At 71.2% G+C, this 26,999-nt stretch carries 23 protein-coding genes and 2 tRNA genes; 17 read left to right on the top strand and 8 right to left on the bottom strand.

What is annotated here, in order from left to right; genetic code table 11:
- Positions 1-18: 18 nt before the first annotated feature.
- Together ACZ6KF_RS02475 and pepN are read right to left on the bottom strand one after the other, a co-directional pair.
- A complete protein-coding gene (locus tag ACZ6KF_RS02475) occupies positions 19-1,062 on the bottom strand; it encodes a hypothetical protein (protein ID WP_469236908.1) in 1,044 nt (347 codons plus the stop codon).
- 228 nt (positions 1,063-1,290) lie between these two features.
- On the bottom strand, positions 1,291-3,861 hold the full coding sequence (gene pepN / locus ACZ6KF_RS02470) for an aminopeptidase N (RefSeq protein WP_469236905.1): 2,571 nt from the start codon (positions 3,859-3,861) through the stop codon (positions 1,291-1,293).
- A 159-nt stretch (positions 3,862-4,020) separates the two neighbouring features.
- Between pepN and ACZ6KF_RS02465 the strand changes: the two genes are divergently transcribed.
- Positions 4,021-4,659 carry a mycothiol-dependent nitroreductase Rv2466c family protein gene (locus ACZ6KF_RS02465; protein WP_356631607.1) on the top strand — a complete coding sequence of 213 codons (639 nt, stop codon included), beginning with the start codon at positions 4,021-4,023 and terminating at the stop codon, positions 4,657-4,659.
- A 6-nt stretch (positions 4,660-4,665) separates the two neighbouring features.
- Here the strand turns inward: ACZ6KF_RS02465 and ACZ6KF_RS02460 are convergent, their stop codons facing one another.
- Together ACZ6KF_RS02460 and ACZ6KF_RS02455 are read right to left on the bottom strand one after the other, a co-directional pair.
- Positions 4,666-4,854: a hypothetical protein gene (locus ACZ6KF_RS02460; RefSeq protein WP_469158517.1), complete on the bottom strand. Its 189-nt coding sequence runs from the start codon at positions 4,852-4,854 to the stop codon at positions 4,666-4,668.
- Positions 4,855-5,082: 228 nt separating this feature from the next.
- Complete coding sequence (locus ACZ6KF_RS02455; RefSeq protein WP_356631611.1) at positions 5,083-5,724, bottom strand: superoxide dismutase; 642 nt, start codon at positions 5,722-5,724, stop codon at positions 5,083-5,085.
- Between the two features lie 380 nt (positions 5,725-6,104).
- Here ACZ6KF_RS02455 and ACZ6KF_RS02450 point away from each other — a divergent pair, with 380 nt between their 5' ends.
- A complete protein-coding gene (locus ACZ6KF_RS02450; protein WP_356631613.1) occupies positions 6,105-6,695 on the top strand; it encodes a biotin transporter BioY in 591 nt (196 codons plus the stop codon).
- A 98-nt stretch (positions 6,696-6,793) separates the two neighbouring features.
- Here ACZ6KF_RS02450 and ACZ6KF_RS02445 read toward each other — a convergent pair whose 3' ends face one another.
- Positions 6,794-8,248 carry an amino acid permease gene (locus tag ACZ6KF_RS02445; RefSeq protein ID WP_356631615.1) on the bottom strand — a complete coding sequence of 485 codons (1,455 nt, stop codon included), beginning with the start codon at positions 8,246-8,248 and terminating at the stop codon, positions 6,794-6,796.
- Between the two features lie 197 nt (positions 8,249-8,445).
- Here ACZ6KF_RS02445 and ACZ6KF_RS02440 point away from each other — a divergent pair, with 197 nt between their 5' ends.
- Both ACZ6KF_RS02440 and ACZ6KF_RS02435 read left to right on the top strand, forming a co-directional pair.
- Positions 8,446-8,931 (top strand): ribose-5-phosphate isomerase, encoded by a 486-nt coding sequence (locus tag ACZ6KF_RS02440; protein WP_356631617.1) that lies wholly within the window; start codon positions 8,446-8,448, stop codon positions 8,929-8,931.
- 552 nt (positions 8,932-9,483) lie between these two features.
- Entirely contained in the window at positions 9,484-10,293 is an 810-nt protein-coding gene (locus ACZ6KF_RS02435; RefSeq protein ID WP_469158519.1) for an Fpg/Nei family DNA glycosylase, read from the top strand.
- 22 nt (positions 10,294-10,315) lie between these two features.
- Here the strand turns inward: ACZ6KF_RS02435 and ACZ6KF_RS02430 are convergent, their stop codons facing one another.
- A complete protein-coding gene (locus ACZ6KF_RS02430; protein ID WP_356631621.1) occupies positions 10,316-11,608 on the bottom strand; it encodes a GNAT family N-acetyltransferase in 1,293 nt (430 codons plus the stop codon).
- Positions 11,609-11,771: 163 nt separating this feature from the next.
- On the opposite strand from ACZ6KF_RS02430, the gene ACZ6KF_RS02425 reads away from it, so the two are divergent.
- The 3 genes from ACZ6KF_RS02425 (at position 11,772) to ACZ6KF_RS02415 (ending at position 13,804) form a co-directional block, all read left to right on the top strand.
- A complete protein-coding gene (locus ACZ6KF_RS02425) occupies positions 11,772-12,959 on the top strand; it encodes a PP2C family protein-serine/threonine phosphatase (RefSeq protein ID WP_356631623.1) in 1,188 nt (395 codons plus the stop codon).
- Positions 12,956-13,420 (top strand): HD domain-containing protein, encoded by a 465-nt coding sequence (locus tag ACZ6KF_RS02420; protein ID WP_469236902.1) that lies wholly within the window; start codon positions 12,956-12,958, stop codon positions 13,418-13,420. Before ACZ6KF_RS02425 ends, ACZ6KF_RS02420 begins: the two co-directional genes overlap by 4 nt.
- A gap of 189 nt (positions 13,421-13,609) precedes the next feature.
- Positions 13,610-13,804 (top strand): hypothetical protein, encoded by a 195-nt coding sequence (locus tag ACZ6KF_RS02415; RefSeq protein ID WP_356631627.1) that lies wholly within the window; start codon positions 13,610-13,612, stop codon positions 13,802-13,804.
- 86 nt (positions 13,805-13,890) lie between these two features.
- Here the strand turns inward: ACZ6KF_RS02415 and ACZ6KF_RS02410 are convergent.
- Positions 13,891-13,964 (bottom strand) — tRNA-Gly (locus tag ACZ6KF_RS02410).
- A 164-nt stretch (positions 13,965-14,128) separates the two neighbouring features.
- On the opposite strand from ACZ6KF_RS02410, the gene ACZ6KF_RS02405 reads away from it, so the two are divergent.
- The 5 genes from ACZ6KF_RS02405 (at position 14,129) to clpX (ending at position 19,239) form a co-directional block, all read left to right on the top strand.
- Positions 14,129-14,205, top strand: a tRNA-Pro gene (locus tag ACZ6KF_RS02405).
- A gap of 292 nt (positions 14,206-14,497) precedes the next feature.
- Positions 14,498-15,883: a trigger factor gene (tig, locus tag ACZ6KF_RS02400; RefSeq protein WP_356631629.1), complete on the top strand. Its 1,386-nt coding sequence runs from the start codon at positions 14,498-14,500 to the stop codon at positions 15,881-15,883.
- A 528-nt stretch (positions 15,884-16,411) separates the two neighbouring features.
- The gene (locus ACZ6KF_RS02395; RefSeq protein ID WP_356631656.1) at positions 16,412-17,023 is read left to right on the top strand and encodes an ATP-dependent Clp protease proteolytic subunit; all 612 of its coding nucleotides are present in this window, start codon (positions 16,412-16,414) and stop codon (positions 17,021-17,023) included.
- Positions 17,024-17,100: 77 nt separating this feature from the next.
- Positions 17,101-17,781: an ATP-dependent Clp protease proteolytic subunit gene (locus tag ACZ6KF_RS02390; RefSeq protein WP_356631631.1), complete on the top strand. Its 681-nt coding sequence runs from the start codon at positions 17,101-17,103 to the stop codon at positions 17,779-17,781.
- A gap of 171 nt (positions 17,782-17,952) precedes the next feature.
- Positions 17,953-19,239 carry an ATP-dependent Clp protease ATP-binding subunit ClpX gene (gene clpX, locus ACZ6KF_RS02385; protein WP_356631633.1) on the top strand — a complete coding sequence of 429 codons (1,287 nt, stop codon included), beginning with the start codon at positions 17,953-17,955 and terminating at the stop codon, positions 19,237-19,239.
- A gap of 74 nt (positions 19,240-19,313) precedes the next feature.
- On the opposite strand, the gene ACZ6KF_RS02380 is transcribed toward clpX, so the two are convergent.
- Positions 19,314-20,258 carry a hypothetical protein gene (locus tag ACZ6KF_RS02380; RefSeq protein WP_469236898.1) on the bottom strand — a complete coding sequence of 315 codons (945 nt, stop codon included), beginning with the start codon at positions 20,256-20,258 and terminating at the stop codon, positions 19,314-19,316.
- Between the two features lie 136 nt (positions 20,259-20,394).
- Between ACZ6KF_RS02380 and ACZ6KF_RS02375 the strand changes: the two genes are divergently transcribed.
- The 5 genes from ACZ6KF_RS02375 to ACZ6KF_RS02355 all read left to right on the top strand — a co-directional run bounded on the left by ACZ6KF_RS02375 (position 20,395) and on the right by ACZ6KF_RS02355 (position 26,871).
- Positions 20,395-23,019 (top strand): valine--tRNA ligase, encoded by a 2,625-nt coding sequence (locus tag ACZ6KF_RS02375; RefSeq protein WP_356631637.1) that lies wholly within the window; start codon positions 20,395-20,397, stop codon positions 23,017-23,019.
- A 247-nt stretch (positions 23,020-23,266) separates the two neighbouring features.
- On the top strand, positions 23,267-24,793 hold the full coding sequence (gene folC, locus ACZ6KF_RS02370; protein WP_469158521.1) for a bifunctional tetrahydrofolate synthase/dihydrofolate synthase: 1,527 nt from the start codon (positions 23,267-23,269) through the stop codon (positions 24,791-24,793).
- Between the two features lie 5 nt (positions 24,794-24,798).
- Entirely contained in the window at positions 24,799-25,155 is a 357-nt protein-coding gene (locus tag ACZ6KF_RS02365) for a DUF4233 domain-containing protein (RefSeq protein ID WP_356631641.1), read from the top strand.
- Positions 25,156-25,219: 64 nt separating this feature from the next.
- Positions 25,220-25,630 (top strand): nucleoside-diphosphate kinase, encoded by a 411-nt coding sequence (gene ndk, locus ACZ6KF_RS02360; protein ID WP_356631643.1) that lies wholly within the window; start codon positions 25,220-25,222, stop codon positions 25,628-25,630.
- A 221-nt stretch (positions 25,631-25,851) separates the two neighbouring features.
- Positions 25,852-26,871, top strand: a complete 1,020-nt coding sequence (locus ACZ6KF_RS02355; protein WP_019325389.1) for a rod shape-determining protein — start codon at positions 25,852-25,854, stop codon at positions 26,869-26,871.
- The last annotated feature ends 128 nt before the right edge of the window (positions 26,872-26,999 follow it).

Below are 26,999 nucleotides of genomic sequence, written 5' to 3'. Positions count from 1 at the left end.
ACGTCGGACACCCCCGGGTCACTGCCGGGGCAGGACGACCAGGTAGGCGGCGGGCTCCCGGTCCGCCGACGCCATCAGGGCCGTGCGCAGGACCGCCGCCTGCTCGTGCGGCGACTCCCGCAGCCGCTTCGGCGTCACCCGCACGACCGTGACGCCGAGCCGCTCCAGGCGCTCCCGCCTGCGGACCCACTCGGCCCACTGCGGGTCGTCCTCGTGGCGCCGGCCGCGGGCGTCCAGCTCGACGGCGACGGCGTGCTCCGGCCAGTAGGCGTCGACGGCGCCGAGGCCGGGGCCGCCGGGAAGGCGCAGCTCGACGTCCCACAGCGGGTCCGGCAGCCGGTGGTCCCGCACCAGCCGGTACAGCCGGTCCTCCGCCAGGGCACGCCCCTCGGCGAGCAGGGAGTCGACGGCGTCCACGACGTGCGGGCGGTTCAGCAGCCGCGCCCGGGTCAGTTCGCGCACCACCGAGGCCGGGTCGCAGTGGCGGGCCCGTACGGCCTCGGTGAGCAGTCCGCGCACGTCGGTCGGGTCCGTCAGCCGGGCGACCGCGTCGGCCAGGGCGCGCGGCACGGGCGCGACCGGCAGACCCGCCGCCCGGCCGGGGGCGGGCAGCGCGGCGGTGCGCACGACCCGCACGAAGCCGGTCGACCGGATCCGGCGCAGCCGGGGGACCAGCACGTCGACGCGGTCCAGGGCGGCGAGCGGGGGAGCGGCGGCGAAGCCGTGCAGTTTCAGCGCCGCCAGGCCCGTGAGCATCGCCTCCGGGTAGGCGGCGCGGGGGGCTCCGCCCGGCTCCGGCTGGGACGGCACCCGCGGCAGCGCCTCGCGGGAGGCGTAGGTCAGGGCCGCGTGCAGCCGCTCCTCGACGGTCGGCCGGCCCGGGTGCAGCAGGAACACGCCGGGCAGCAGCTGCTGCCAGGGGCCGCCGGGCCCGCACCGCTCGGTCGTCTCGGCGGCCGTCACGCCCCGCGCGCGAAGCTGCGCGGTCGTCAGGAGGCGGCCGTGGACGTCGGCCGGGGGAACGTGCAGGGGACGCGGCGGGAGCGGGGTGTTGTGGTTCATGATGCGGCGATTCCCGCCCGGGACCCCGCCCCTAACCGCTGTTACACGCCCGTCGACAAATGCGGACAACGCCGCCCTGAAGTACGCGTGTTCGGATGCCGAAAACCCCTGGCCGCGCGTGAGCGGACCAGGGGTTACGGGCGTCCTGTGCCGGTTCGGCAACAAGCGGCTCGGAGCCCCGAACGGGACGGGAGTCCGCGAGCCGCGTGCCCCTTCCGCTCGTGGCGCTCAGGCCCGCGCGTCGCACTCCTGAGCGCGCAGCGCCCGCGCCAGGTCGTCGCGGGCCTCCAGCACCAGGCGGCGCAGTGCCGGGGCCGCGTCCTCGTGGGCCGTCAGCCAGGCGTCCGTCGCCTCCAGGGTCGCCGGGGAGTCCTGGAGGGACGGGAAGAGGCCGCGGACGACGTCCATGCCGATCTGGATCGACCGCTCGCTCCAGATCCGGTCGATCACCGCGAAGTACTTCCCGGCGTACGGCGCGAGCAGTTCGCGCTGCGACGACTGGGCGAAGCCCGCGATGGTGGCCTCGACCAGCGCGTTGGACAGCGCCTTGGACTCCACGACCTGCGCCCACGCCTGCGCCTTGACCGCCTCGGACGGGCGGGCGGCGAGGCACCGCACCTGGTGGCGCTTGCCGGACGCGGTGTCGTCACGGGCCAGCTCGCGCGCCAGGGTCCGCTCGTCGGCGAGCCCGTGCGCGGCCAGCGGCTCCAGGAACGACCAGCGCAGCTCCTGGTCCACCTCCAGACCGTCGATCTTCTCCGTGCCCTCCAGCAGCCCCTGCAGCAGCTCCAGTTCCGCCCGCCCCGAGGCGGCCGTCGCGAAGAAGCGGGCCCAGGCCAGCTGGTGCTCGCCGCCCGGCTCGGCCGCCCGCAGCTCGCGCAGGGCGCCCTCGCCCAGGAGCCGCTCGCCCGTCGGCCGCCAGGCGGGGGACGCGTAGTGGACCAGTGCCGAGTGCGCCCAGGCGTGCAGCATCTGCAGGACGCCGATGTCCGACTCGCGCCCCGCGAACCGCAGCACGAGGTCCACGAAGTCCCGCGTCGGCAGCAGCGCGTCCCGCGTCATGTTCCACAGCGCCGACCAGCACAGCGCCCGGGCCAGCGGGTCGGTGACGTCGCCCAGCCCCTCGCGCAGCGCCGCCAGCGACGTCTCGTCGAAGCGGATCTTGCAGTAGGTGAGGTCGTCGTCGTTGACCAGCACCAGGTCGGGCGCCTCGGCCCCCGCCAGCTCCGCGACCACCGTGCGCGGTCCGTCGACGTCCGCCTCGGCGCGCGCGTAGCGCTCCAGCGCACCGTCCCCGTCGCGCCGGTACAGGCCCACCGCCACCCGGTGCGGGCGCAGCTCCGGGTGCGACTCGGCGGCCTCCTGCACCACCGCCAGCTCGTCGATCCGCCCCTCGGCGGTCAGCAGCACCTGCGGGGTGAGGGAGTTGACGCCGGCCGTCTGGAGCCAGGCCCGCGACCAGGCGGCCATGTCCCGCCCGCTGGTCTCCTCCAGCACCGCCAGCAGGTCGCCGAGGCGCGTGTTGCCGTACGCGTGCCGCTTGAAGTACCGGCGGGCGCCCTCCAGGAAGGCGTCCTGGCCGACGTACGCCACCAGCTGCTTGAGCACCGAGGCGCCCTTGGCGTAGGTGATGCCGTCGAAGTTGAGCTTGGCGTCCTGGAGGTCGCGGATGTCGGCGGTGACGGGGTGGGTGGAGGGCAGCTGGTCGGCGCGGTAGGCCCAGGCCTTGCGGCGGTTGGCGAAGGTGATCCAGGCGTCCCGGAAGCGGGTGGCGCCGACGTTGGCGAACGTGCCCATGAAGTCGGCGAAGGACTCCTTCAGCCACAGGTCGTCCCACCACACCATGGTGACCAGGTCCCCGAACCACATGTGCGCCATCTCGTGCAGGATCACGTTGGCGCGGGCCTCGTACGACGCGCGCGTCACCTTCCCGCGGAAGATGAACTCCTCCCGGAAGGTCACCAGCCCCGGGTTCTCCATCGCGCCCAGGTTGTACTCGGGCACGAACGCCTGGTCGTACTTGCCGAACGGGTACGGGTAGTCGAAGTGGTCGTGGAAGAAGTCCAGGCCCTGCTTGGTGACCAGGAAGACGTCGTCGCTGTCGAAGTGCGGGGCGAGACCCTTGCGGCACATCGCGCCGAGCGGGATCTCCAGGGTGCCGCCGTCGGGCAGGGCCCGGGTGTAGGTGTCCGTGACGTAGTGGTACGGGCCCGCCACCACGCAGGTGATGTACGTCGAGATGGGGCGGGTCTCCGCGAACCGCCAGACGCCGTCGGCGCGCCGGCCGGCGCCGTTGCTCCACACCGTCCACTCCTGCGGCGCGCGCACCTCGAAGCGGAACGGGGCCTTGAGGTCCGGCTGCTCGAAGCAGGCGAACACCCGGCGGGAGTCGGCCGGTTCGTACTGCGTGTAGAGGTAGACCTCGCCGTCCTCCGGGTCGACGAAGCGGTGCAGCCCCTCGCCCGTGCGGGAGTAGGCGCACTGGGCGTCGACGATCAGCTCGTTGTCGGCGGCCAGGTCCTCCAGCGTGATCCGGCAGCCGTCGAAGACCTCGCGCGGGTCCAGGTCGCGGCCGTTGAGCGAGACGGCGGTGACCCCGGGCGCGATCAGGTCGGCGAAGCTCGACGCGCCCGGCTCGGCGCAGCGGAACCGGATCGTGGTGACCGAGCGGAAGGTACGCGGCTCCCCGCCCGCGTCGCCGACGGCGGACCGCACGTCGAGGGACACGTCGTACCCGTCGACGGACAGCAGGGCGGCCCGCTCCCGGGCCTCGTCGCGGGACAGGTTCTCACCGGGCACGGGCGGCACTCCTCGGGTCGTCACGGCAGTTCGGTCCAGCATGCGGACAGCACTGATCCTGCCATGCGCACCTGACGGGAGGCAGCCGGGAATGTTCCGCACGCGACGCGGCGTTGCCCCGACGTTCCCGGGAGAAACGCTTCCCTCATGAGGAGAGACATGTCGGACAAGACCCCCGTCGACTTCTGGTTCGACCCGCTGTGCCCCTGGGCCTGGATGACGTCCCGCTGGGTCCTGGAGGTGCAGAAGCACCGCGACATCGAGGTCCGCTGGCACCTCATGAGCCTCGCCGTCCTCAACGAGGACAAGCTGGACGAGCTGCCCGAGGACTACCGCGAGCTGCTGTCCACCAAGGCGTGGGGCCCGGTCCGGGTCGTCATCGCGGCGCAGGAGGAGCATGGCCCCGAGGTCCTCGGCGACCTCTACACCGCGCTCGGCACCCGCATCCACAACCGGGGCGAGGGACCGGGCAAGGACGTGGTCGCCGCCGCGGTCAAGGACGTGGGCCTGCCCGAGTCCCTGATGGACCACTGGGACGACACCCCGTACGAGGCCCAGCTGCGCGCCTCCCACAAGGAGGGCATCGAGAAGGTCGGCCAGGAGGTCGGCACCCCCGTCATCGCGGTGCCCGGCCCCGACGGCGAGGAGATCGCCTTCTTCGGCCCGGTCGTCACCCCCACGCCCAAGGGCGAGGAGGCGCTGCGCCTGTGGGACGGCACCCTCGCGGTGGCCTCGGTGCCCGGCTTCTACGAGATCAAGCGGACCCGCACCAAGGGCCCGGACTTCAGCAACCTCTGAGCCCGGTCACTTCTCCTCGGGCTCCGGCAGCGTGCCGCCGCGCGCCCACCGGTCCTTGCGCTGCACCCGACGGCACCCCTCCTGGCGGCACCGTTGATAGGCGCCGGGCGTGAAGAACTCGTCGGGGAAGATCTCGGCGACCAGTTTCCGGACGGCCGGGATCTCGTCCCCGGTCAGTGACGTGAACCACTTCATGGAACTGCCGGGACAGTTCGGACAGCGGACCCAGGCCATGGCGCCTCCTCGGAGAGCGGGCGCCGGCGCCGGACGCGCCGCCCCGCACCCCAGCCGGAGGCTAATCCGGCCGGGGGCCGACGCGGAAGGCCCTCACGAGTCACGTCCTCGTGAGGGCCTTCCGTCTTACCGCCCGCCCCGGTGAAAGGTGAGAAGACGATCACGAGGCGGGACGCGGGGGACGCGCCGTCACGGCGCGAGCAGCAGCACGTCCGCGCGGGACTTCGCGGCCTCGTAACGCCGGGCCACGTCCTGCCAGTTGACGACCCGCCACATGGCCTCGACGAAGTCCACCTTCTGGTTGCGGTACTGCAGGTAGAAGGCGTGCTCCCAGGCGTCGAAGACCAGGATCGGCGTGGCGCCCTGCCCGACGTTGCCCTGGTGGTCGTACACCTGCTCGACGATCAGCCGGCCGCTCAGCGGCTCGTACGCCAGGACGCCCCACCCGGAGCCCTGCGTCGTGGCCGCCGCCTTCGACAGCTGCGCCTTGAAGCCGGCGAAGGACCCGAACGACTCGGCGATCGCGTCCGCCAGCTCGCCCACCCCGTCCTTCTCCAAGGGCTCGCCGCCGCCGTCGCCGGTCATGTTGTGCCAGTAGATCGAGTGCAGGATGTGACCGGAGAGATGGAAGGCCAGGTTCTTCTCCAGCCCGTTGACCGAGCCCCACTGCTCCTTGTCGCGCGCCTCCGCGAGCTGCTCCAGCGTGTCGTTGGCGCCCTTCACATAGGCGGCGTGGTGCTTGTCGTGGTGCAGCTCGATGATCTCGGGGCTGATCACGGGCGCGAGCGCGGAGTAGTCGTACGGCAGTTCAGGCAGCGTGTAGACGGGCATCACAGGTCCCCTCCGACCTCTTATTGCAAATAGTTTGCAACTACAACCTAGCAACAAAAAGGTCCTCGCGGGCGCGGAAGCGACACGAGGGCGAGTCGAGGAGGGCCGGAGTCCGTTCCGCGAGAAGGGGCGCCGGGGCGTCGGCGAGGCGAGGGCGGGATTGGTGAAAACCTACAGATGTACCCACCCCGCCCTCGAGTGACACACCCGTCCCGACCTCCGTGACGGGCATCACCCCACCCTCCTTGCCCTCATCCCCGATTGTCCGGAGCCCACCAACGCGCGCCTGCCGCCTTTGTCGGTCGGTGACGGTGATCGCCATGCCGCCCCTGGGTTAGCGTCACGGTGTCCCGAACCGCCCTCACCCCCGCGGAGTCCCCATGAGCACCGCCGTCGCCCCCGTCCGCCCCGGCCGGGTCCTCGCCGACCTCCTCCCCGCCTCGCGTGCCCGCGACATCGCGCTCGTCGCCGGCGGCGCCGCCCTCACCGGCCTCGCGGCCCAGCTCTCGGTGCCCGTCCCCGGCTCCCCGGTCCCGGTGACCGGCCAGACCTTCGCCGCGCTCCTCGTCGGCGCCGCCCTCGGCACGGGCCGCGGCTTCCTCTCCCTGGCCCTGTACGCGCTGGCCGGCATGGCGGGCGTGCCGTGGTTCGCGCAGGGCGGCTCCGGCGTCGCCGCCCCGTCCTTCGGCTACGTCATCGGCCTCCTCCTCGCCGCGACCGCCGTGGGGGCGCTGGCCCGCCGCGGCGCGGACCGCTCCCCGTGGCGGACGGCGGGCGCGATGCTGCTGGGCGAGGCGATCGTCTACGCCGTCGGCGTGCCGTACCTGGCCCTGGCGACCGGCATGTCCGCCTCCGCCGCGATCGCGGCCGGCCTGACCCCGTTCCTGATCGGCGACGCCCTGAAGGCGGCCCTGGCGATGGGCGTGCTGCCGGCGGCGTGGAAGCTGGCGGGCCGGCGCGACAAGGCCTGACGGCCGACGCCCCCGTACGACGAGCAGGGCCCCGCGGCGAGGTGGTCGCCGCGGGGCCCCGCTCCTTGTGTACGACGTCTGCGACGGCCGCTCGTCGGTCAGCCGGCGATGACGCCCGCCGCCCGCCGGGACCGGACCCGCTGCCGGATTACCGCGATGCCGAGCACCACGGCGGCGACGAGCAGCGACAGCAGGACGGTGGAGCGCCCGTCGTGCTCGGTGTCGGTGAGCATGTACCCGAGGACGAACACGATCAGCGCTGCGGCGGCCCACGTCAGATACGGGTACAGCCACATCCGCACGACCAGCTTCTCCGGCGACTCCGCCTGGATGATCTTCCTCATGCGCAGCTGCGAGAAGCAGATCACCAGCCACACGAACAGGGCCACGGCGCCGCTGGAGTTGACGAGGAAGAGGAAGACGGAGTCCGGGAACTTGTAGTTGAAGAAGACGGCCACGAACCCGAAGACCACGGAGACGAGGATCGCCGTGCGCGGCACGCCCTGACCGGTGGTCCGGGCGAAGGACTTCGGGGCGTCACCGCGCTCGCCGAGCGAGAAGGCCATGCGGGAGGCGGTGTAGAGGCCGGAGTTGAGACAGGACAGCACGGACGTCAGCACGATGAAGTTCATGATCTGGCCGGCGTGCGCGATGCCGAGGGAGTCCAGGGCGGCGACGTAGGAGCCGTCCTCCTTGATGGAGGCGGAGTCCCAGGGCAGCAGCGAGACGACGACGAAGATGGAACCCAGGTAGAAGACGCCGATGCGCCAGATGATGCTGTTGGTCGACTTGGTCACGGCCCGCTGCGGGTCCTCGGACTCGCCGGCGGCCAGGGTGGCGATCTCGCTGCCCATGAAGGAGAAGACGACGAGCAGCACGCCGGTGAGGATGGCGCCGGGTCCGTTGGGCAGGAAGCCGCCGTGCCCGGTGAGGTTGGACAGCCCCGCCTGGTCGCTGTCGACGCCGGGCAGCAGCCCGAACACGGCGAGCCCGCCGATGACGATGAAGGCGCCGATGGCGACGACCTTGATGCCGGCGAACCAGAACTCGAACTCGCCGTAGGAGCCCACGGAGACGAGGTTGGTGGCGGTCAGCACCACCATCACGATGAGCGCCCAGCCCCACTGCGGGACGGCCGGGATCCACGACTCGAGGATCGCGGCGCCGGCGGTCGCCTCGACCGCGAGCACGACGACCCAGAAGAACCAGTAGAGCCAGCCGATGGTGAACCCGGCCCAGGGGCCGAGCGCACGGTCGGCGTGCGCGGAGAACGACCCGGAGGTCGGGTTGGCGGCGGACATCTCGCCGAGCATGCGCATCACCAGCACCACGAGCGTGCCGACGAGGGCGTACGAGAGCAGGATGCCGGGTCCCGCCGTGGCGATGCCGGAACTAGATCCGACGAACAGCCCGGCGCCGATGACACCGCCGATGGCGATCATCGACAGATGCCGGTTCTTGAGCCCTGCCTGGAGTCCGGTGCCGGGTTCGCCGGCCTTCCCGGGTTCTCCTGGGCCGCGTCCGGTCTGGGTAAGAGTCGGCTGCGAGGTCATGGGAGGGATTTCCTTTACGCCGGTAGGCAGTGCCCCTTGTGGGAGTCGATCCAGTGAATCGAAGGCAAACGGATGAGGGAACCTTTGATTCCGGATCGTTACTTGAGGTTGTCCTGAGCTTCTGCCCCGCACTGTGCTCGTCGCACATGTGACACCCGCCGCAGCCCCGTACCGACCCCCGTGTCACACTCGTGCCCATGCGCGTGTACCTCGGTTCCGACCATGCCGGCTACGAACTCAAGAACCACCTCGTCGAGTGGCTCAGGGAAGCCGGCCACGAGCCCGTCGACTGCGGGCCCCACATCTACGACGCCCAGGACGACTACCCCCCGTTCTGCCTCCGCGCCGCCGAGCGCACGGCGGCCGATTCCGAGGCCCTGGGCATCGTGATCGGCGGCTCCGGCAACGGCGAGCAGATCGCCGCGAACAAGGTCAAGGGCGTACGCGCGGCTCTCGCCTGGAGCGAGGAGACGGCGGCTCTGGGGCGCCAGCACAACAACGCGAACGTGATCGCGGTGGGCGCGCGCATGCACACGCAGGACGAGGCGACGAGGTTCGTCGAGACGTTCCTGACCACCCCGTTCTCGAACGACGAGCGCCACGTGCGCCGCATCGAGATGCTGTCGGCCTACGAAACCAAGGGCGACCTCCCGCCGATCCCGGCGCACCACCCGCAGCAGTAGCGCTCCGCGCCGGGGCCGGGCCGACGACGGGCCGCTCACGAGGTGAGCGGCCGGGGCGGGGTGCCTGAACGGGCGGCTCGGGGACGTGCGTGCGGACGCCGGGCGGCTCGGCGGAGCCTCGGCGCGCGCCGTGCCGGGACAGCCGGCGCGAGGGTGGGACGAAGCCTTCGCGACGGCGCGGCGACGATGCCCAGCGGGGTGCAGGGGGAACGCAGTGCTTTCCCAGGTGCGGGCTCGGCTCCGGGGCGACCGCCACCCGCTGTCCCTGCCGACGTCGGGGCGGAGCCGCGGGCAGCCGAACCTGCTGCCCCACCGAGCCGGGCGGACCGATGCCCGGCCCGGGCCGAACCCCCGGGAGGGGTGCGGCAAGGCAGTCCCCGCCGGTCCAGGGGGAGCCCCCGGTACGACAGCCACCCCCTGCCCGACCGAGTGGGCCGGGAGGTGGGCGAACACTCGGGGTCCGGGGCGCAGACCCGGGGCGAGGGCCACCTTCCCTCCGGCCGAGTCGGGCAGGCGGGTGGGCAGAACAACGGAACAGAAGGGACCCGCACCGTGCCAGAGGGCCACACCATCCACCGCCTGGCCCAGGACTACGCCGCCCGCTTCACCGGCGGAGCCACCCGCGTGACCAGCCCCCAGGGCAAGTTCGCCGACGCCGCCGCCCTCCTCGACGGCACCCCCCTCACCACCGCCGACGCCCACGGCAAACACCTCTTCCTCGGCTTCCGCGACGACGAGTGGGTCCACATCCACCTCGGCCTCTTCGGCAAGGTGACCTTCGGCGACGCCCCCGCGCCCCCGCCCACCGACACCGTCCGCCTCCGCCTCGCCAACCCCACCTCCTACGTCGACCTCCGCGGCCCCACCGCCTGCGCCCTGATCACCGGCGCCGAGAAGGACGCGATACACGCCCGCCTGGGCCCCGACCCCCTGCGCGCGGACGCCGACCCGCAGGACGCGTACCGGCGCGTCTCCCGCAGCCGTACGACGATCGCCGCGCTGCTGATGGACCAGAAGGTCGTCGCCGGCGTCGGCAACGTCTACCGCGCCGAGGTCCTCTTCCGGCACCGCATCGACCCGTACCGCCCGGGCAGGGACATCACGCCCGCCGAGTGGGACGCGATCTGGGCCGACCTCGTGGCGCTCATGCGCGAGGGCGTACGCAACAACCGCATCGACACCGTCCGCCCCGAGCACACCCCGGAGGCGATGGGCCGCCCGCCGCGCGTCGACGACCACGGCGGAGAGGTCTACGTCTACCGCAGGGCCAACCTGCCCTGCCACATCTGTGGCGGCGAGATCCGCACCGCCGGTCTCGCCGCCCGCAACCTCTTCTGGTGCCCGACCTGTCAGAAACCCTGACGGAGCCCGGCCGGACCCACCCTCAGAACCCGTGCGGCAGCCAGGGCGCCACCGCGCTCCCGAACCCCACCGCCGCCTCCGCCAGCGCCCCGCCCCGCAGCTCCCGCACCCGCCCCGCCCGGCCCAGCGCGGCCAGGCTCACGCCCCCGAGGTACGCGGCCCCCAACTCCCGTACGGACAGCGCGAGGTCGGCGGGGTCGGCCGTACGCTCGCACACCGCCCCCTTCGCGTCGCCGCTCAGCCGCCAACGCCCGGCGTTCCAGGGGCAGAAGGCGTCCTCGACCTCGAACACCACGTCCACCGGCGTCTGGTAGGTCCGCGCGGCCAGGGCGTCCCCCACGTCCACCAGCCGCACGTACAGCGCGTCCCGCGACCGCGTCCGGCAGCGCCGGATGTCGGAGACGAGGTACTGCCAGGCGTCGTCCACGGGCCGCCCCCGCAGGGTCAGCGTGCTCGTCAGGTCGATCGAGAACAGGAACCGCCACAGCGCCGCCTCCGTCACCGGGTCGAGCGCGGCGAGGTCGTCCAGGACGACCGTCCCGTCCGCCCCGGCCTCCCCCCACTGCGACTTCACCCGGAACCGCGCGTAGCCGACGACCTCCGGACCGCCGCCCTCCCCGGCCCGCTCCGCGACCACGCACTGGAGCGGCGACGCCCCGTCCCGGTCCTGCTCCGGATCGAGCACCCCCGCCCGCTCCCAGCCGGGCCGCCGCGCCAGCATCCCGGGCCGCCCGGGCACCAGGCGTGCGTACACGGCCTCGCACGCGTCGAGGACGTCACCGGGCGGCGCGTACCGCAGCCGTACGTCGTCCGCGCCGGCCGGCGCCGACAGCCGTACCCGGGCGGTGTCGATCTCCGCGCCGAGGGAGAAGGTCGCCGCGCCGTAGCCGAACCGGCCGTAGATGGCCGGTTCGGAGGCGGTCAGCAGCGCCAGCGGCTCGCCCCAGGACCGGACGTCGTCCAACTGCCGTCGCATCATCGACGTGAGCACCCCGCGCCGCCGGTGCGTGGCGGCCACGCCGACCATCGTCACGCCCGTCGCCGGCACCACGGCCCCGCCCGGCACGGACACCCGGAAGCTGAACGCCCCCGCCGTCCCCACGCACGCGTCCCCGTCCCAAACCCCGATGAAACGCCCGAATTCGGTGAGGCTGCGCCACAACTCCCGTTCCTCGGGCGACTCGGGCGTCCCGCCGAACGCGCGGACCAGGTTGTCGAACCAGCCGTCCCACTCCTCCGGCCGTAGCAGTCGCGGCCCCGGGAGGGAGCCAGGTGCGAGGTCGGTCACGGGTCCGGCGGCGGTGTCTGAGGTCATGTCCTCATGCCTACCAGGGCCTTGCGGACGGAGCGACGTAATTTCCGTCGGACCCGGGCGCGGCGGCTTTCCGTCGAGTTCACTGTGAAGTCGAGCCTCGGACGGGGGACAAGTGGGACCACCCGTGCCAAGGAGCTGGTCCGATGGATAGGGTCCCGAACTAATGGCAGCAGGACGAGAGCGGCGCACGGCGGCCGACACGTTCACGGCCCGGTGGAAGAAGAAGTGGCACCGGGCCCGCGTCGGCGTGCGCCGAAGCGCCGTCGACTACTTCCGCGGCGACGGGTCCGACTGGATCGCCCTTGCCGGACTGCTCCTCACCGTCCCGCTGATCGCGGCCGGCACCCTCGCCAACTCGGTGTGGTGCTCGCCCGCCGCGCTGGTCCTGCCGATCGTCGCCGGCGGCCTGCTGCTGCGCCCGGCGAGCCTGCTCGGCCTGTACGCCGCGGCGGCCACGGCGCTGATCGTGGAATCGGTCAGGCTCGGCCCCTACACGGAGGGCCCGTCGCGGGTGACGCCCGGCGTCGTCCTGGTGGTCGCCGCGTGCGGCATGTTCGGCCTGCTGATCGCGCAGTTCCGCAGCCGGGTCGGGGTGCCCTGGCGGCGCGGCGGCACCATGCTGTTCGACCTGCGCGAACGCATCCGGGTGCAGAGCAAGCTGCCGAAGCTGCCGCAGGGCTGGCACCGCGAGATGGCGCTCAGACCGGCGGGCGGACAGTCCTTCTCGGGCGACTTCGTGGTCGCGGCCCGCACGAACGGCGGGCGCACCCTGGAGGTCGTGCTCACGGACGTCTCCGGCAAGGGCATGGACGCCGGCTCGCGCGCCCTGCTGCTGTCGGGGGCGTTCGGCGGTCTGCTGGGCTCGCTGCCCCCGCACGACTTCCTGCCCGCCGCCAACGGCTATCTGCTCCGCCAGGACTGGGACGAGGGCTTCGCGACCTCCATCCACCTGGTCCTCGACCTGGACTCCGGCGACTACGAGCTGTACTCCGCGGGCCACCCGCCGGGCCTCCAGCTCAACGCCGGCAGCGGCCGCTGGGAGGAGAAGGCGGCCGAGGGACCGCTGCTCGGCGTGTACGAGGGCGCGCAGTTCGACCCGGTGAAGGGCTCGCTGCGGCCCGGCGACGTACTGATGCTGTTCACGGACGGCCTGGTCGAAACCTCCGAGCGGGACATCGTCGAAGGGCTCGACCGGCTCACCGGCGAGGCCGACCGCTACGTCGCCGGCGGTTTCCACGGCGCCGCCTGGCATCTCATCGAGGCGGTGGCCAAGGACGTCAACGACGACCGCGCCCTGCTGCTGATCTGCCGCGAGGGCCCGACGGCGCTGGCTGCCACACTGTCGGCGTGACCGAGACGCCGCGCACGCCCCTGACCCTGGCCGAGGTCGAGGCCCTCGCCCGCGCCGCCCACGAGGGCCGGACCGACAAGGCGGGCCGCCCCTACGCCGAGCATCTGCACGCCGTCGCCGAAGGCGTGCGCGCCCGCGGCGGCGACGCCGACCAGATCGCCGCGGCCTGGCTGCACGACGCCGTCGAGGACGACGCCCTCTCCGAGCGGCAACTGGACGAGGCCGCGCTGAGCGGCCGTACCAAGGACGTGGTCCGCGCCCTCACCAAACGGCTGGGGGAGCCGCCCGAGGAGTACGCCGCGCGGATCCTCGCCACGCCGGGCGCACTGCTGGTCAAGGAGGCGGACCTGGCCCACAACGCCGACCCGGCCCGCCTGGCCCGCCTCGACGCGCCCACCCGCGCCCGCCTGACCCGGAAGTACGCCCGCATGCGCGCCCTCCTCGGCCTCACGGCGCAGTAGAGCCGAACGGGCCCCGGGAAACCGCTGCCGGGCCGACCGGAACGGACGTCCCGGACATCCCCGCCGTCCCCGTCGTTACGTCAGCAGCCGCATAAGAGTGGCTGGTTGGTGGCACGATGGTTCTGGGCGGGGGCGTCGGACCGGATCCCCTGGCCGGGTGCACGGAACCGACCGAGGGTGTGATCAGTTGTGGCCATTTCACTGTCAGTGGTGCTGCTGTTGGCGATCATCCTGGTGGTGATGATGCGCGGCGGCTCGATCAAGGCGGGTCCCGCCATCGTGGCGATCCTCTTCGGCTTCTTCCTCGCCTCCACCGGCATGGCCCCGTCGATCAACCGCTTCCTCAACTCCATCGCGGAAACGGTCAACTCGATCAGCTTCTGACCCTCCCGGGACACACGGGAGGTCGAGGAGACGACTCAGGCCCAGGTGAACGGGTAACCACCCGTTCACCTGGGCCTGAGCCGTGCTGGAGCGGGCGACGGGAATCGAACCCGCGTAGCCAGTTTGGAAGACTGGGGCTCTACCATTGAGCTACGCCCGCACACGAGGCGCCGCAGGTCGGTGACCGCGGCACTGCAGGCATCGTAGCGGGTCGGCCCCCGTCGTCGCACACCCCTTCCGGTCCACGCGCCGACACCGGGTGTGGGCCCGGTGAATACGGGAGACCCGCAGCCTGCGGGCATGTACCCTACGTGTCGCACCAAACGGGGTGTGGCGCAGCTTGGTAGCGCGTCCGCTTTGGGAGCGGAAGGCCGTGGGTTCAAATCCCGCCACCCCGACCACCTGCGCGATCCGCCTGTGCGTCCCGCCTGCGCGGCCGGCCGCGCGATCACGGCCCCGGCCACCGGCGCTCGACCGCGACCACCGGCCCCGATCGCCCGCCGCCATCACCCCGGGTGATCGCCTTTTGGGCGGTGTAGCCGCTGCCGTTACTATGCAAGCTGCACGCCCGTGTCTCTCAGCACTGAAGCAGCACTCACTGAGGCAGCACTGAAGTCTCCGGGCGGAGCAAATCCGCCGGGCCCGCTCTGGCCCCGGCAGAACCCGAGAAGTCAGCCACAAGGAGACCGAACCGTGAAGAGCGCCGTGGAGAACCTGAACCCGACCCGGGTTCGGCTCACTGTCGAGGTGCCCTTCGAGGAGCTCAAGGACAGCCTCGACGCGGCGTACAAGAAGATCAACCAGCAGGTCACGGTGAAGGGCTTCCGCAAGGGCAAGATCCCGGCGCGGGTCATCGACCAGCGGTTCGGCCGGGGCGCCGTGCTGGAGGAGGCCGTCAACGACGCGCTCCCGAAGTTCTACACGGAGGCGGTCAACGAGGCCGAGCTGAACGTCCTGGGTCAGCCCGAGGTCGACATCACCGAGCTGAAGGACGGCGAGACGCTGAACTTCACCGCCGAGGTCGACGTCCGCCCCGCCATCGAGATCCCGGACTACTCCGGCATCGAGGTCGAGGTCGACGCCGTCGAGGTCACCGACGAGGACGTCGAGAAGTCGGTCGAGCAGCTGCGCGAGCGCTTCGCCTCCACCACGCCGGTCGAGCGCGCGGCCGAGGACGGCGACGTCGTCACGGTCGACCTGGAGGCCAAGGTCGACGGCGAGGTCCTGGAGGACGGCGTCGCCAAGGGCGTCTCCTACACGATCGGCTCCGGCGAGCTGCTGGACGGCATCGACGACGCCGTGAAGGGCCTGGAGGCCGGTGGCGAGGCCACCTTCACCTCCGAGCTCAAGGGCGGCTCCGCGGCGGGCCGCGAGGCCGAGGTCACCGTGAAGGTCACCCAGGTCGCCAAGCGCGAACTGCCCGAGCTGGACGACGACTTCGCGCAGCTCGCCTCCGAGTTCGACACGCTGGACGAGCTGAAGGCCGACAGCCGCAAGCGCCTGGAGAACATGAAGCAGTTCGACCAGGCCACGCAGGCCCAGGAGCGCGTCCTGGAGAAGCTGCTCGAGCTGGTCGAGGTCCCGGTCCCCGAGAAGCTGCTCGAGGACGAGATCAACACCCGCAAGCACAACCTCGAGCACCACCAGCTCGGCCAGATGGGCCTCACCCTCGACAAGTACCTGGAGCTCCAGGGCAAGACCGCCGAGGAGTTCGAGACCGAGACCCGCGAGGCGGCGGTCAAGGGCATCAAGACCCAGTTCGTCCTCGACGAGCTGGTCAAGCAGGAGAAGCTCAACGTCAACCAGGAGGAGCTCACCGAGCACCTCATGCGGCGTGCGGCCTCCTCCGGCATGTCCCCGGACCAGTTCGCCCAGGCGGTCGTCGAGCAGGGCCAGGTCCCGCTCCTGGTCGGCGAGGTCGCCCGCGGCAAGGCGCTGGCCGTCGTGGTCGAGGCCGCCACGGTGAAGGACACCAACGGCGAGATCGTCGACCTGGACGACGAGGAGGACGAGACCGAGGCCGCCGCGGCCGAGTCCGGCTCCGGGACCGAGTCCGCCGAGGACAAGCCCGAGGCCTGAGCCGACGGCGTCCCGCGGCGGACGGCCGCGGGACGGCAGACAGAAGACGGGCCCCGGGGCGCGAAGCCCCCGGGGCCCGTCCGCGTCCGCGGAGGAGTCCGTGGCGGAGCGCGACGCCGCGTCGAGCATGCGGCTGCCCCCTGCGGTGCGGCCCCACCGCGTGATCCGGCATGCCCCACCGATACGGCCCCACCTCGCGGGCGGGTCCGGCCCACGCCCGACGACCCCGCCCCGACGCCCCCCGCACCCCGTGTCCCGGGCACCCCGGCAGCAGCCGCTGCCGCCCCCCTGGCCGCCCCCAGGCCACCGCCCGCCACCCGCGGACGCCCGCTCCCCGCGGGCCCCGCCGCTACGCCCCCGGCGAACACCCCCCTTCCCGGGATTCCCCGGAGGGACCCGCGCGTTAGGGTCCATGAATACGAGGGCAGGGGAGTCCCCGAGCACCGCCGGACGGCCCCAGCCCCGGCAGAACACGTGAGACGGCCCGGCGCCGTCGTAAGACGAGCAGGTGGATACGTGACGAATCTGATGCCCTCCGCCGCCGGCGAGCCTTCCATCGGTGGTGGCCTCGGCGACCAGGTCTACAACCGGCTGCTCAACGAGCGGATCATCTTCCTCGGCCAGCCGGTCGACGACGACATCGCGAACAAGATCACCGCACAGCTGCTGCTCCTTGCCGCCGACCCGGACAAGGACATCTACCTGTACATCAACAGCCCCGGCGGTTCGATCACGGCCGGCATGGCGATCTACGACACCATGCAGTTCATCAAGAACGACGTGGTGACGATCGCCATGGGCCTCGCGGCCTCGATGGGCCAGTTCCTGCTCAGCGCCGGCACCCCCGGCAAGCGTTTCGCCCTGCCGAACGCCGAGATCCTGATCCACCAGCCCTCCGCCGGCCTGGCCGGATCGGCCTCCGACATCAAGATCCACGCCGAGCGGCTGCTGCACACCAAGAAGCGCATGGCGGAGCTCACCGCCCAGCACACCGGCCAGTCGGTCGAGCAGATCACCCGCGACTCGGACCGCGACCGCTGGTTCGACGCGTTCGAGGCCAAGGAGTACGGCCTCATCGACGACGTGATCCCCACGGCCGCCGGCATGCCGGGCGGCGGCGGCACCGGGGCGGCCTCCTGACGGGCCGTACGCGCCCTTCCAGGCCCGTGCCCTCTTCCCTGCCCCTGCGACCGCCCCAGCCCCTTTCAGGAGACACCGTGAACCACTTTCCCGGCAGCGGCACCCTCGGCCCCGCCAGCGCCGAGTACACCGGCCCCACGGCCGAGTCGCGCTATGTGATCCCGCGCTTCGTCGAGCGCACCTCCCAGGGCATCCGCGAGTACGACCCGTACGCGAAGCTCTTCGAGGAGCGCGTGATCTTCCTCGGGGTGCAGATCGACGACGCCTCCGCCAACGACGTCATGGCGCAGCTGCTGTGCCTGGAGTCGATGGACCCCGACCGGGACATCTCGGTCTACATCAACAGCCCCGGCGGCTCCTTCACCGCGCTGACGGCGATCTACGACACGATGCAGTTCGTGAAGCCCGACATCCAGACGGTCTGCATGGGCCAGGCGGCCTCCGCCGCCGCCGTGCTGCTGGCCGCCGGCACGCCGGGCAAGCGCATGGCGCTGCCGAACGCCCGGGTGCTGATCCACCAGCCCTACAGCGAGACCGGCCGCGGCCAGGTCTCCGACCTGGAGATCGCGGCGAACGAGATCCTGCGGATGCGCTCCCAGCTGGAGGAGATGCTGGCCAAGCACTCCACCCGGCCGATCGAGAAGATCCGCGAGGACATCGAGCGCGACAAGATCCTCACGGCCGAGGACGCGCTGGAGTACGGGCTGATCGACCAGATCATCTCCACGCGCAAGCTGAACAACAGCTCGGTCCGCTGACGCGGATCCTGTATCGTCTGCCGCCCCTTGGCACGTTCCACGCGCAAGCGAACCGTGCCAAGGGGGGCCCGAACGGGGGGCCCGGCAAGGTACCGTCGACATAAGGCAGCACCAGGAGCCGCTGGACTCGAAAGACGTCCAGTCGTCTCCCAGGCGAAGGGGAAGCACACCGTGGCACGCATCGGTGACGGCGGCGATCTGCTCAAGTGCTCGTTCTGCGGCAAGAGCCAGAAGCAGGTCAAGAAGCTCATCGCAGGCCCCGGTGTGTACATCTGCGACGAGTGCATCGACCTCTGCAACGAGATCATCGAGGAGGAGCTGGCCGAGACCAGCGAGGTGCGCTGGGAGGAACTGCCCAAGCCGCGCGAGATCTACGAGTTCCTCGAGGGGTACGTCGTCGGACAGGAGGCCGCGAAGAAGGCCCTGTCGGTGGCGGTGTACAACCACTACAAGCGCGTCCAGGCCGGTGAGAACGGCGGCGGCGCCAGCCGCGAGGACGCCATCGAGCTCGCGAAGTCGAACATCCTGCTCCTCGGCCCCACGGGCTCCGGCAAGACGCTGCTGGCCCAGACCCTGGCCCGCATGCTGAACGTCCCGTTCGCCATCGCCGACGCCACGGCCCTCACCGAGGCCGGCTACGTCGGCGAGGACGTCGAGAACATCCTGCTCAAGCTGATCCAGGCCGCCGACTACGACGTCAAGAAGGCCGAGACCGGGATCATCTACATCGACGAGATCGACAAGGTCGCCCGCAAGAGCGAGAACCCGTCGATCACCCGCGACGTGAGCGGCGAGGGCGTCCAGCAGGCCCTGCTGAAGATTCTGGAGGGCACCACCGCCTCGGTGCCGCCGCAGGGCGGGCGCAAGCACCCGCACCAGGAGTTCATCCAGATCGACACGACGAACGTGCTGTTCATCGTGGGCGGCGCCTTCGCCGGACTGGAGAAGATCATCGAGTCGCGGGCCGGCGCCAAGGGCATCGGCTTCGGGGCGACCATCCGCTCCAAGCGGGAGCTGGAGGCCAAGGACCAGTTCGAGGACGTCATGCCCGAGGACCTGGTCAAGTTCGGCATGATCCCCGAGTTCATCGGCCGGCTCCCCGTCATCACCTCGGTCCACAACCTGGACCGCGAGGCCCTGCTGAAGATCCTCATCGAGCCGCGCAACGCCCTGGTGAAGCAGTACCAGCGCCTGTTCGAACTCGACGGCGTGGAACTCGACTTCGAGCGCGAGGCCCTGGAGGCCATCGCCGACCAGGCCATCCTCCGCCAGACCGGCGCCCGCGGCCTGCGCGCCATCATGGAGGAGGTCCTGATGTCGGTGATGTACGAGGTCCCGTCCCGCAAGGACGTGGCCCGCGTCGTCATCACCGCGGACGTCGTCCACTCCAACGTCAACCCGACCCTGATCCCGCGGGACGCGCGGGGACGGGGGCCGGGGGAGCAGAAGACGGCGTAGCAACGCCCTCGCACCGCAACCGAAGGGGCCCCGGTCGGCAATCGACCGGGGCCCCTTCGGAGTTTGAGCGGCCGTCAGGCCTTCACGCGCACGTCCTTGCGGAACTTGGCCGTGATGTCGGCGGCGTCGGCCGGGTCCGTCTTCTTCTCGGTGGCGATGGCTCCGAGGTCCATCGGCATCACGAGGCCGAGCGTGCTGTAGTCACCCCACACGCAGTAGGTCACGTTCATCTCGCTCGGACCGCCGCTGCTGCTCGAGTCGGTGGGTTCCATCTTGACGTCCTGGCACTTGAGGATCGCGCCTTCGATGGTGTCGTACGACTTCGGGTCACCGTTCATGGTGACCTTCATGTCCTCGTCCTCCTCCTTGGCGGACTCGGACTTCATGTGCGCCAGGAAGGCGTCGACGACCTTCTCCGGGTCCTCGATCTCGCCGTAGACGCCGCCGAACTGGATCATTTTCATCGTCAGAGGATTTTCCTCGTTGCCCGACTTGTACTGGGCCTCGACGTCCTTGGGGTTCTTCACCCCCCACTTCTCGGCGTCCTTGATGTCGTCGTCCGTCAGCGAGCCGCTCTCGGAATCGTCCTTCTTGTACTCGCCGGACAGCACCGTCGCCGGCATCGTCAGCTTGTGCGGGCCGTCGTCCGCGAGGTCGCCGCCTCCGCTGCTGCCCAGGACGAAGTACGCGCCCACCGCGATCGCGGCCACGACCGCCACCGCGCCGATGATCAGGCCGGTCTTCTTCTTGCCGCCGTCCGGCTGGCCCGGCGCCGGGGCGCCGTAGGGGGCCTGGCCGTAGGGGGGCTGCTGGCCGTAGGGCGGCTGCTGCGGGACGCCGCCCGGGGCCTGCTGCGGGTAGCCGTAACCGGGCTGCTGGGTGGGCGGCTGCTGGGGGTAGCCGTAGCCGGGCTGCGGGGTCTGCGGCTGCTGCTGGCCGTAGGGGCTGCCCGGCTGCCCCCCGTACGGTCCGGGCTGCTGGGGCTGCCCGCCGTACGGGCCCGGCTGGTTGTAGCTCATTACTGGGTTCCCCTCCAGATGCTTATGCTTTCCCGACATCCTGACGCAGGCATGACCGTCGCACCGCATCGGGGTGGGCACCGTTACAGAAGAATCGAGTTTCGGGACCGTGCCGTGACACCCCTAAACTGAGCGCGTGACCGAGAACGCTCAGCAGCAGCCACCAGCGCCCGACACCGAACTGCCGACCCAGTACGCGCCGGCCGACGTAGAGGGGCCGCTGTACGAGCGCTGGGTGGAGCGGGGTTACTTCGAGGCGGACGCGACGAGCGACAAGCCGCCGTACACCATCGTCATCCCGCCGCCGAACGTCACCGGCAGCCTCCACCTCGGCCACGCCTTCGAGCACACGCTGATCGACGCAGTCGTCCGCCGCAAGCGGATGCAGGGCTACGAGGCGCTGTGGCAGCCCGGCATGGACCACGCCGGCATCGCCACGCAGAACGTCGTCGAGCGCGAGCTGGCCAAGGAGGGCAAGTCCCGGCACGACCTCGGCCGCGAGGCCTTCGTCGAGCGGGTCTGGCAGTGGAAGGCCGAGTCCGGCGGCCAGATCTCCGGCCAGATGCGCCGCCTCGGTGACGGCGTCGCCTGGTCGCGCGAGCGCTTCACCATGGACGAGGGCCTGTCCAAAGCCGTCCAGACCATCTTCAAACGGCTCTACGACGACGAGCTGATCTACCGCGCCGAGCGCATCATCAACTGGTGCCCGCGCTGTCTGACCGCGATCTCCGACATCGAGGTCGAGTACCAGGACGACGACGGCGAGCTGGTCTCGATGAAGTACGGCGACGGGGACGACACCATCGTCGTCGCCACCACCCGCGCCGAGACCATGCTCGGCGACACGGCCGTCGCCGTTCACCCCGACGACGAGCGGTACAAGCACCTGGTCGGCAAGCTGATCAAGCTGCCGCTGACCGACCGCTCCATCCCGGTCGTCGCCGACACGCACGTCGACCCCGCGTTCGGCACCGGCGCCGTCAAGGTGACGCCCGCGCACGACCCGAACGACTTCGAGATCGGCCAGCGCCACGACCTGCCCGCCATCGCGGTCATGGACGAGCACGCCGTCATCACCGCCCACGGCCCCTTCCAGGGCCTGGACCGGCTGGAGGCGCGTTCCGCCATCGTCGCCGCGCTGCGCGCCGAGGGCCGGATCGTCGCCGAGAAGCGGCCCTACGTCCACTCGGTGGGCCACTGCTCGCGCTGCAAGACCACCATCGAGCCGCGGCTGTCCATGCAGTGGTGGGTCAAGGTCGGCCCGCTGGCGAAGGCGGCCGGCGACGCCGTCCGCGACGGGCGGGTCAGGATCCACCCGCAGGAGATGGAGAAGCGGTACTTCGACTGGGTCGACAACCTCCACGACTGGTGCATCTCGCGGCAGTTGTGGTGGGGCCACCGCATCCCGGTCTGGTACGGCCCGGACGGCGAGGTCGTCTGCGTCGGCCCCGACGAGCAGCCGCCGAGCGGCGAGGGCTGGCGTCAGGACTCCGACGTCCTCGACACCTGGTTCTCCTCCGGCCTGTGGCCCTTCTCCACCCTCGGCTGGCCCGAACGGACCGAGTCGCTCGCGAAGTTCTACCCGAACTCCGTCCTGGTCACCGGCTACGACATCCTCTTCTTCTGGGTCGCCCGCATGATGATGTTCGGGCTCTACGCGATGGACGGCACCCCGCCGTTCCACACCATCGCGCTGCACGGCATGGTCCGTGACCAGAACGGCAAGAAGATGTCGAAGTCCTTCGGGAACGTCGTCAACCCGCTGGACTGGATGGACAAGTACGGCTCCGACGCGCTCCGCTTCACGCTCGCGCGCGGCGCCAACCCCGGCGTCGACGTGCCGATCGGCGAGGACTGGGTCCAGGGGTCCCGGAACTTCGCCAACAAGATCTGGAACGCCACGCGCTTCGCGCTGATGAACGGCGCGACGGTCGAGGGCCCGCTGCCCGACGCGTCGCGGATGTCCTCGACGGACCGGTGGATCCTGTCGCGGCTGAACTCCGTCGTCGCCGAGGTCGACGCCTACTACGACGACTACCAGTTCGCCAAGCTGTCCGACGCGCTGTTCCACTTCGCGTGGGACGAGGTCTTCGACTGGTACGTCGAGCTGTCGAAGACGACGTTCGCGGCGGGCGGCGAGGCCGCCGAGGTGAGCAAGCGGGTCCTCGGCGAGGTCCTCGACGTCACGTTGCGGCTGCTGCACCCCGTCGTGCCGTTCGTGACCGAGACGCTGTGGACCACGCTGACCGGCGGGGAGTCGGTCGTCGTCGCCGAGTGGCCGAAGGACGGCGGCTTCCGCGACCCGGCCGCCGAGCAGGAGATCGCCACCCTCCAGTCGGTGATCACCGAGGTCCGTCGCTTCCGGGCCGACCAGGGGCTCCAGCCGGGGCAGCGGGTGCCGGCGCGCCTCTCCCTGGACGGTTCCGCGCTGGCGGTCCACGAGGCGGCGATCCGCCAGCTGCTGCGGCTCCAGCCCGAGGGCGAGAGCTTCACCGCCACGGCGACGCTGCCGGTGGCCGGCGTGGAGGTCGCGCTGGACCTGTCCGGGGCGATCGACTTCGCGGCGGAGCGCAAGCGGCTGGCGAAGGACCTGGCAGCGGCGGAGAAGGAGAAGGCCCAGGCGGAGGGGAAGCTCGGCAACGAGGCGTTCCTCGCCAAGGCGCCGGACAACGTCGTGGAGAAGATCCGTACGAGGCTGGCCAAGGCGGAGGAGGACATCGCCCGCATCCAGGCCCAGCTGGAGCGGCTGCCCTCGGCGTAGCGACACCGGCCCCGGGACCGTCAGCGGTCCCGGGGTTTCCCGCTTCTCGGCTCCCGCACGGCCCCTCGGGACGACCAGCGGCCTGGTCCGTCCGCGCCCTCATGCGACTGCGGACCGTGCGTGCTCGTCGCGCAGTCCCCCGCGCCCCGGGGACGCGCGGTCACGCCCGCCCGCACCGCCCTCCCCGAGGGTCGACGTCGCCACGGCCGCCCGACGGCGCGAGCCCCCGCGACCGTAGACTGACCCCGTGAGTGAACACCCCCCGCACGACAGCACCGGCAGTGGCAGCGGCAGCGGTGGCGATCCGTTCGAGGAGATCGTCGCCGCCGAGACCGAGCGCGACCCCGATCTCGCCGTGATCGAGGCCGGCAGCCGGACCCTGCGGACCCAGGGCGGCCCCCCGCAGGCCGACGTGCCGGGGCGGCCCGAGGACCCCGAGGTCGACAAGGCGCTGAGGGACGTCGAGGCGGAGCTCGCCACCCGCTGGGGCGAGACCAAGCTGGAGCCCTCCGTCAGCCGGATCGCCGCCCTGATGGACGTCCTGGGCGAGCCGCAGCGCACCTACCCCTCGATCCACATCACCGGCACCAACGGCAAGACCTCCACCGCCCGCATGATCGAGGCCCTCCTCGGCGCCTTCGACCTGCGCACCGGGCGGTACACCTCGCCCCACGTCCAGTCGATCACCGAGCGCATCAGCCTGGACGGCGCGCCGATCTCCGCGGAGCGGTTCATCGAGACGTACCGGGACGTCCAGCCGTACGTCGAGATGGTCGACGCGCAGCAGGACTACCGGCTGTCGTTCTTCGAGGTGCTGACCGGCATGGCGTACGCCGCCTTCGCCGACGCGCCGGTGGACGTGGCCGTCGTCGAGGTCGGCATGGGCGGCAGCTGGGACGCCACCAACGTGATCGACGGGGACGTCGCCGTGGTGACGCCCATCGACCTCGACCACACCGACCGGCTCGGCTCCACGACCGGCGAGATCGCCGGGGAGAAGGCCGGGATCATCAAACCCGACGCCACCGTGATCATGGCGCAGCAGCCGGTGGACGCGGCGCAGGTGCTGCTGAAGAAGGCCGTGGAGACCGACGCGACCGTGGCCCGCGAAGGGCTGGAGTTCGGGGTCGTCGCCCGGCAGATCGCCGTCGGCGGGCAGCTGGTGACGCTGCGCGGGCTCGGCGGCGAGTACCCCGAGGTGTACCTGCCGCTGCACGGCGCCCACCAGGCGCACAACGCCGCCGTGGCGCTCGCCGCCGTCGAGGCGTTCTTCGGCGTGGGCGCCCAGCGCGCCGAGCCGCTGAACGTCGACACCGTGCGCAAGGCGTTCGCCGCCGTCGCCTCGCCGGGCCGGCTGGAGGTCGTACGGCGTTCGCCGACCGTCGTGCTGGACGCCGCGCACAACCCGGCGGGCGCGCGGGCGACGGCCGAGGCGGTCGGGGAGGCGTTCCAGTTCAGCCGGCTCATCGGCGTGGTCGGCGCGAGCGGCGACAAGAACGTGCGCGGGCTGCTGGAGGCCTTCGAGCCGGTCTTCGCCGAGGTCGTCGTCACCCAGAACTCCAGCCACCGCGCTATGGACGCCGACGCGCTCGCTGCGATCGCCGTCGAGGTGTTCGGCGACGAGCGCGTCCAGGTCGAGCCGCGGCTGCCGGACGCCCTGGAGGCCGCGATCACGCTGGCCGAGGAAGAGGGCGAGTTCGCCGGTGGCGGCGTGCTCGTGACCGGATCCGTCATCACCGTCGGCGAGGCCCGACTGCTCCTGGGGAGGGGCTGACCACCGTGCGTACGCTCTGTGCTTCCACCCTGATCGGCGAGTTCTTCGTCATCGGCTTCGCGGCGCTCGTCGCCATGAAGCAACCGGACCTGTCGATGACGACCGTGTGGACCGTCAGCGGCGTGGCGATGCTGCTGTGCGTGCTGCTGTGCGGCCTGGTCACCCGGCCCGGCGGGATCGCCCTGGGCTGGGTGCTCCAGGCCGGGCTGATCGCCTCCGGGTTCGTGGTCCCGATGATGTTCTTCCTCGGCGTGGCGTTCGCCGGGCTGTGGTGGGCGTCGGTGCACTACGGGCGGAAGGTGGACGAGGCGAAGGCGAGGTTCGCCGCCCAGGCGGAGGCCTCTCAGCCTGACGCTGCGTGACAGCGGCGGGGAGCGGCCCTGTAGCCTTCGAACCCCGCACACCTTGATCTCTAAGGAGCCCGTCGTGACCCAGCGCACCCTCGTCCTCCTCAAGCCCGACGCCGTCCGTCGTGGCCTGACCGGCGAGATCATCAGCCGTATCGAGCGCAAGGCCGGCTGGCAGATCACCGCGCTGGAGCTGCGCACCCTGGACCAGGACACGCTGGAGCAGCACTACGGCGAGCACCGGGGCAAGCCGTTCTACGAGCCGCTGGTGGCGTTCATGTCGTCCGGCCCGGTCGTGGCGATGATCGTCGAGGGCGAGCGGGTCGTCGAGGGCGTGCGGCAGCTGGCCGGTCCGACCGACCCGATCGCCGCCGCGCCCGGCTCCATCCGCGGCGACTACGGCGTCATCGTCCGCGAGAACCTGATCCACGCCTCGGACTCGGAGGAGTCCGCCGAACGCGAGGTGAAGATTTTCTTCCCCGGTCGGTGATTCCGGCGCGCGGATGACGATCGGGGGAACGCATGGCCCCGAACGCCCCTCTCCACAAGCGAACCCGCACATGATCTGCTGACAATGGCGAAGACCCTCACGCAGTGTCCGTGCAGGCGCGTTTACGATGGAAGCCTTCACGTCACAGCACCCACCTCGCCGACCTGAAAAGCCCTCAAAAGCTCTGTGGGAAGGCCAGACGAATCCTGATGGGGAACTCAATGTCGTTCATCGGCCGTGACATGGCTGTCGACCTCGGGACCGCCAACACGCTGGTGTACGTCAGGGGTCGCGGGATCGTACTCAACGAGCCGTCCGTCGTCGCGATCAACACGAACACCGGTGGCATTCTCGCGGTCGGCGCCGAAGCGAAGAAGATGATCGGGCGCACGCCCGGCAACATCGTCGCGGTGCGTCCGCTGAAGGACGGCGTCATCGCCGACTTCGAGATCACCGAGCGGATGCTGCGCTACTTCATTCTGAAGATCCACAAGCGGCGCTATCTCGCCCGTCCGCGGGTCGTCGTCTGTGTGCCCTCGGGCATCACCGGCGTCGAGCGCCGTGCCGTCATCGAGGCGTCGTCCCAGGCCGGCGCCCGCCAGGTGCACATCATCGAGGAGCCGATGGCCGCCGCCATCGGCTCCGGCCTGCCGGTCCACGAGGCCACGGGCAACATGGTGGTGGACATCGGCGGCGGCACGACGGAGGTCGCGGTCATCTCCCTCGGCGGCATCGTCACCGCGCAGTCCATCCGTGTCGCGGGCGACGAACTGGACAACGCGATCATCCAGCACGTCAAGAAGGAGTACTCGCTCCTGCTGGGCGAACGCACGGCCGAACAGATCAAGATCACGATCGGTTCGGCGTACGACCTCGACGCCGACGAGCACACCGAGATCCGCGGCCGCGACCTCGTCTCCGGGCTGCCCAAGACCGTCGTCATCTCGGCCGCCGAGGTGCGCAAGGCGATCGAGGAGCCCGTGAACGCGATCGTCGACGCGGTCAAGACGACCCTCGACAAGTGCCCGCCGGAACTGTCCGGCGACATCATGGACCGCGGCATCGTCCTCACCGGCGGCGGCGCCCTGCTGCGCGGCCTGGACGAACGGCTGCGCCGCGAGACCGGCATGCCGATCCACATCGCCGAGGACCCGCTGGACAGCGTGGCGCTCGGCTCCGGCAAGTGCGTCGAGGAGTTCGAGGCGCTCCAGCAGGTGCTCGACGCCCAGCCGCGCAGATGACCCGCGCCGCCGACTCCGCCGTACGGGACGCTCCCGCGCTCGTACGGCGGATCGTCGGCACAGCCCTACAAGCTCTCTGACGCACAGACACGAGCTCCCCCAAAAGCATGAGTTCCGATGAGGAAGGG

It is taken from the genome of Streptomyces sp. NPDC046379 (assembly GCF_055587785.1).
The sequence above is the reverse complement of the archived record's forward strand: the minus strand, read 5'-3'. Positions and strand labels throughout refer to the sequence as shown.

Coding starts and splice junctions, on each gene's coding strand:
- ACZ6KF_RS02450 (WP_356631613.1), top strand. CDS start 6,105: ATGAGCACCGCCGTCGCCCCCGTCCGCCCCGGCCGGGTCCTCGCCGAC.
- ACZ6KF_RS02355 (WP_019325389.1), top strand. CDS start 25,852: ATGTCGTTCATCGGCCGTGACATGGCTGTCGACCTCGGGACCGCCAAC.
- ACZ6KF_RS02475 (WP_469236908.1), bottom strand. CDS start 1,062: ATGAACCACAACACCCCGCTCCCGCCGCGTCCCCTGCACGTTCCCCCG.
- ACZ6KF_RS02460 (WP_469158517.1), bottom strand. CDS start 4,854: ATGAAGTGGTTCACGTCACTGACCGGGGACGAGATCCCGGCCGTCCGG.
- ACZ6KF_RS02440 (WP_356631617.1), top strand. CDS start 8,446: ATGCGCGTGTACCTCGGTTCCGACCATGCCGGCTACGAACTCAAGAAC.
- ACZ6KF_RS02455 (WP_356631611.1), bottom strand. CDS start 5,724: ATGCCCGTCTACACGCTGCCTGAACTGCCGTACGACTACTCCGCGCTC.
- ACZ6KF_RS02445 (WP_356631615.1), bottom strand. CDS start 8,248: ATGACCTCGCAGCCGACTCTTACCCAGACCGGACGCGGCCCAGGAGAA.
- ACZ6KF_RS02380 (WP_469236898.1), bottom strand. CDS start 20,258: ATGAGCTACAACCAGCCGGGCCCGTACGGCGGGCAGCCCCAGCAGCCC.
- ACZ6KF_RS02395 (WP_356631656.1), top strand. CDS start 16,412: ATGCCCTCCGCCGCCGGCGAGCCTTCCATCGGTGGTGGCCTCGGCGAC.
- ACZ6KF_RS02465 (WP_356631607.1), top strand. CDS start 4,021: ATGTCGGACAAGACCCCCGTCGACTTCTGGTTCGACCCGCTGTGCCCC.
- ACZ6KF_RS02430 (WP_356631621.1), bottom strand. CDS start 11,608: ATGACCTCAGACACCGCCGCCGGACCCGTGACCGACCTCGCACCTGGC.
- ACZ6KF_RS02425 (WP_356631623.1), top strand. CDS start 11,772: ATGGCAGCAGGACGAGAGCGGCGCACGGCGGCCGACACGTTCACGGCC.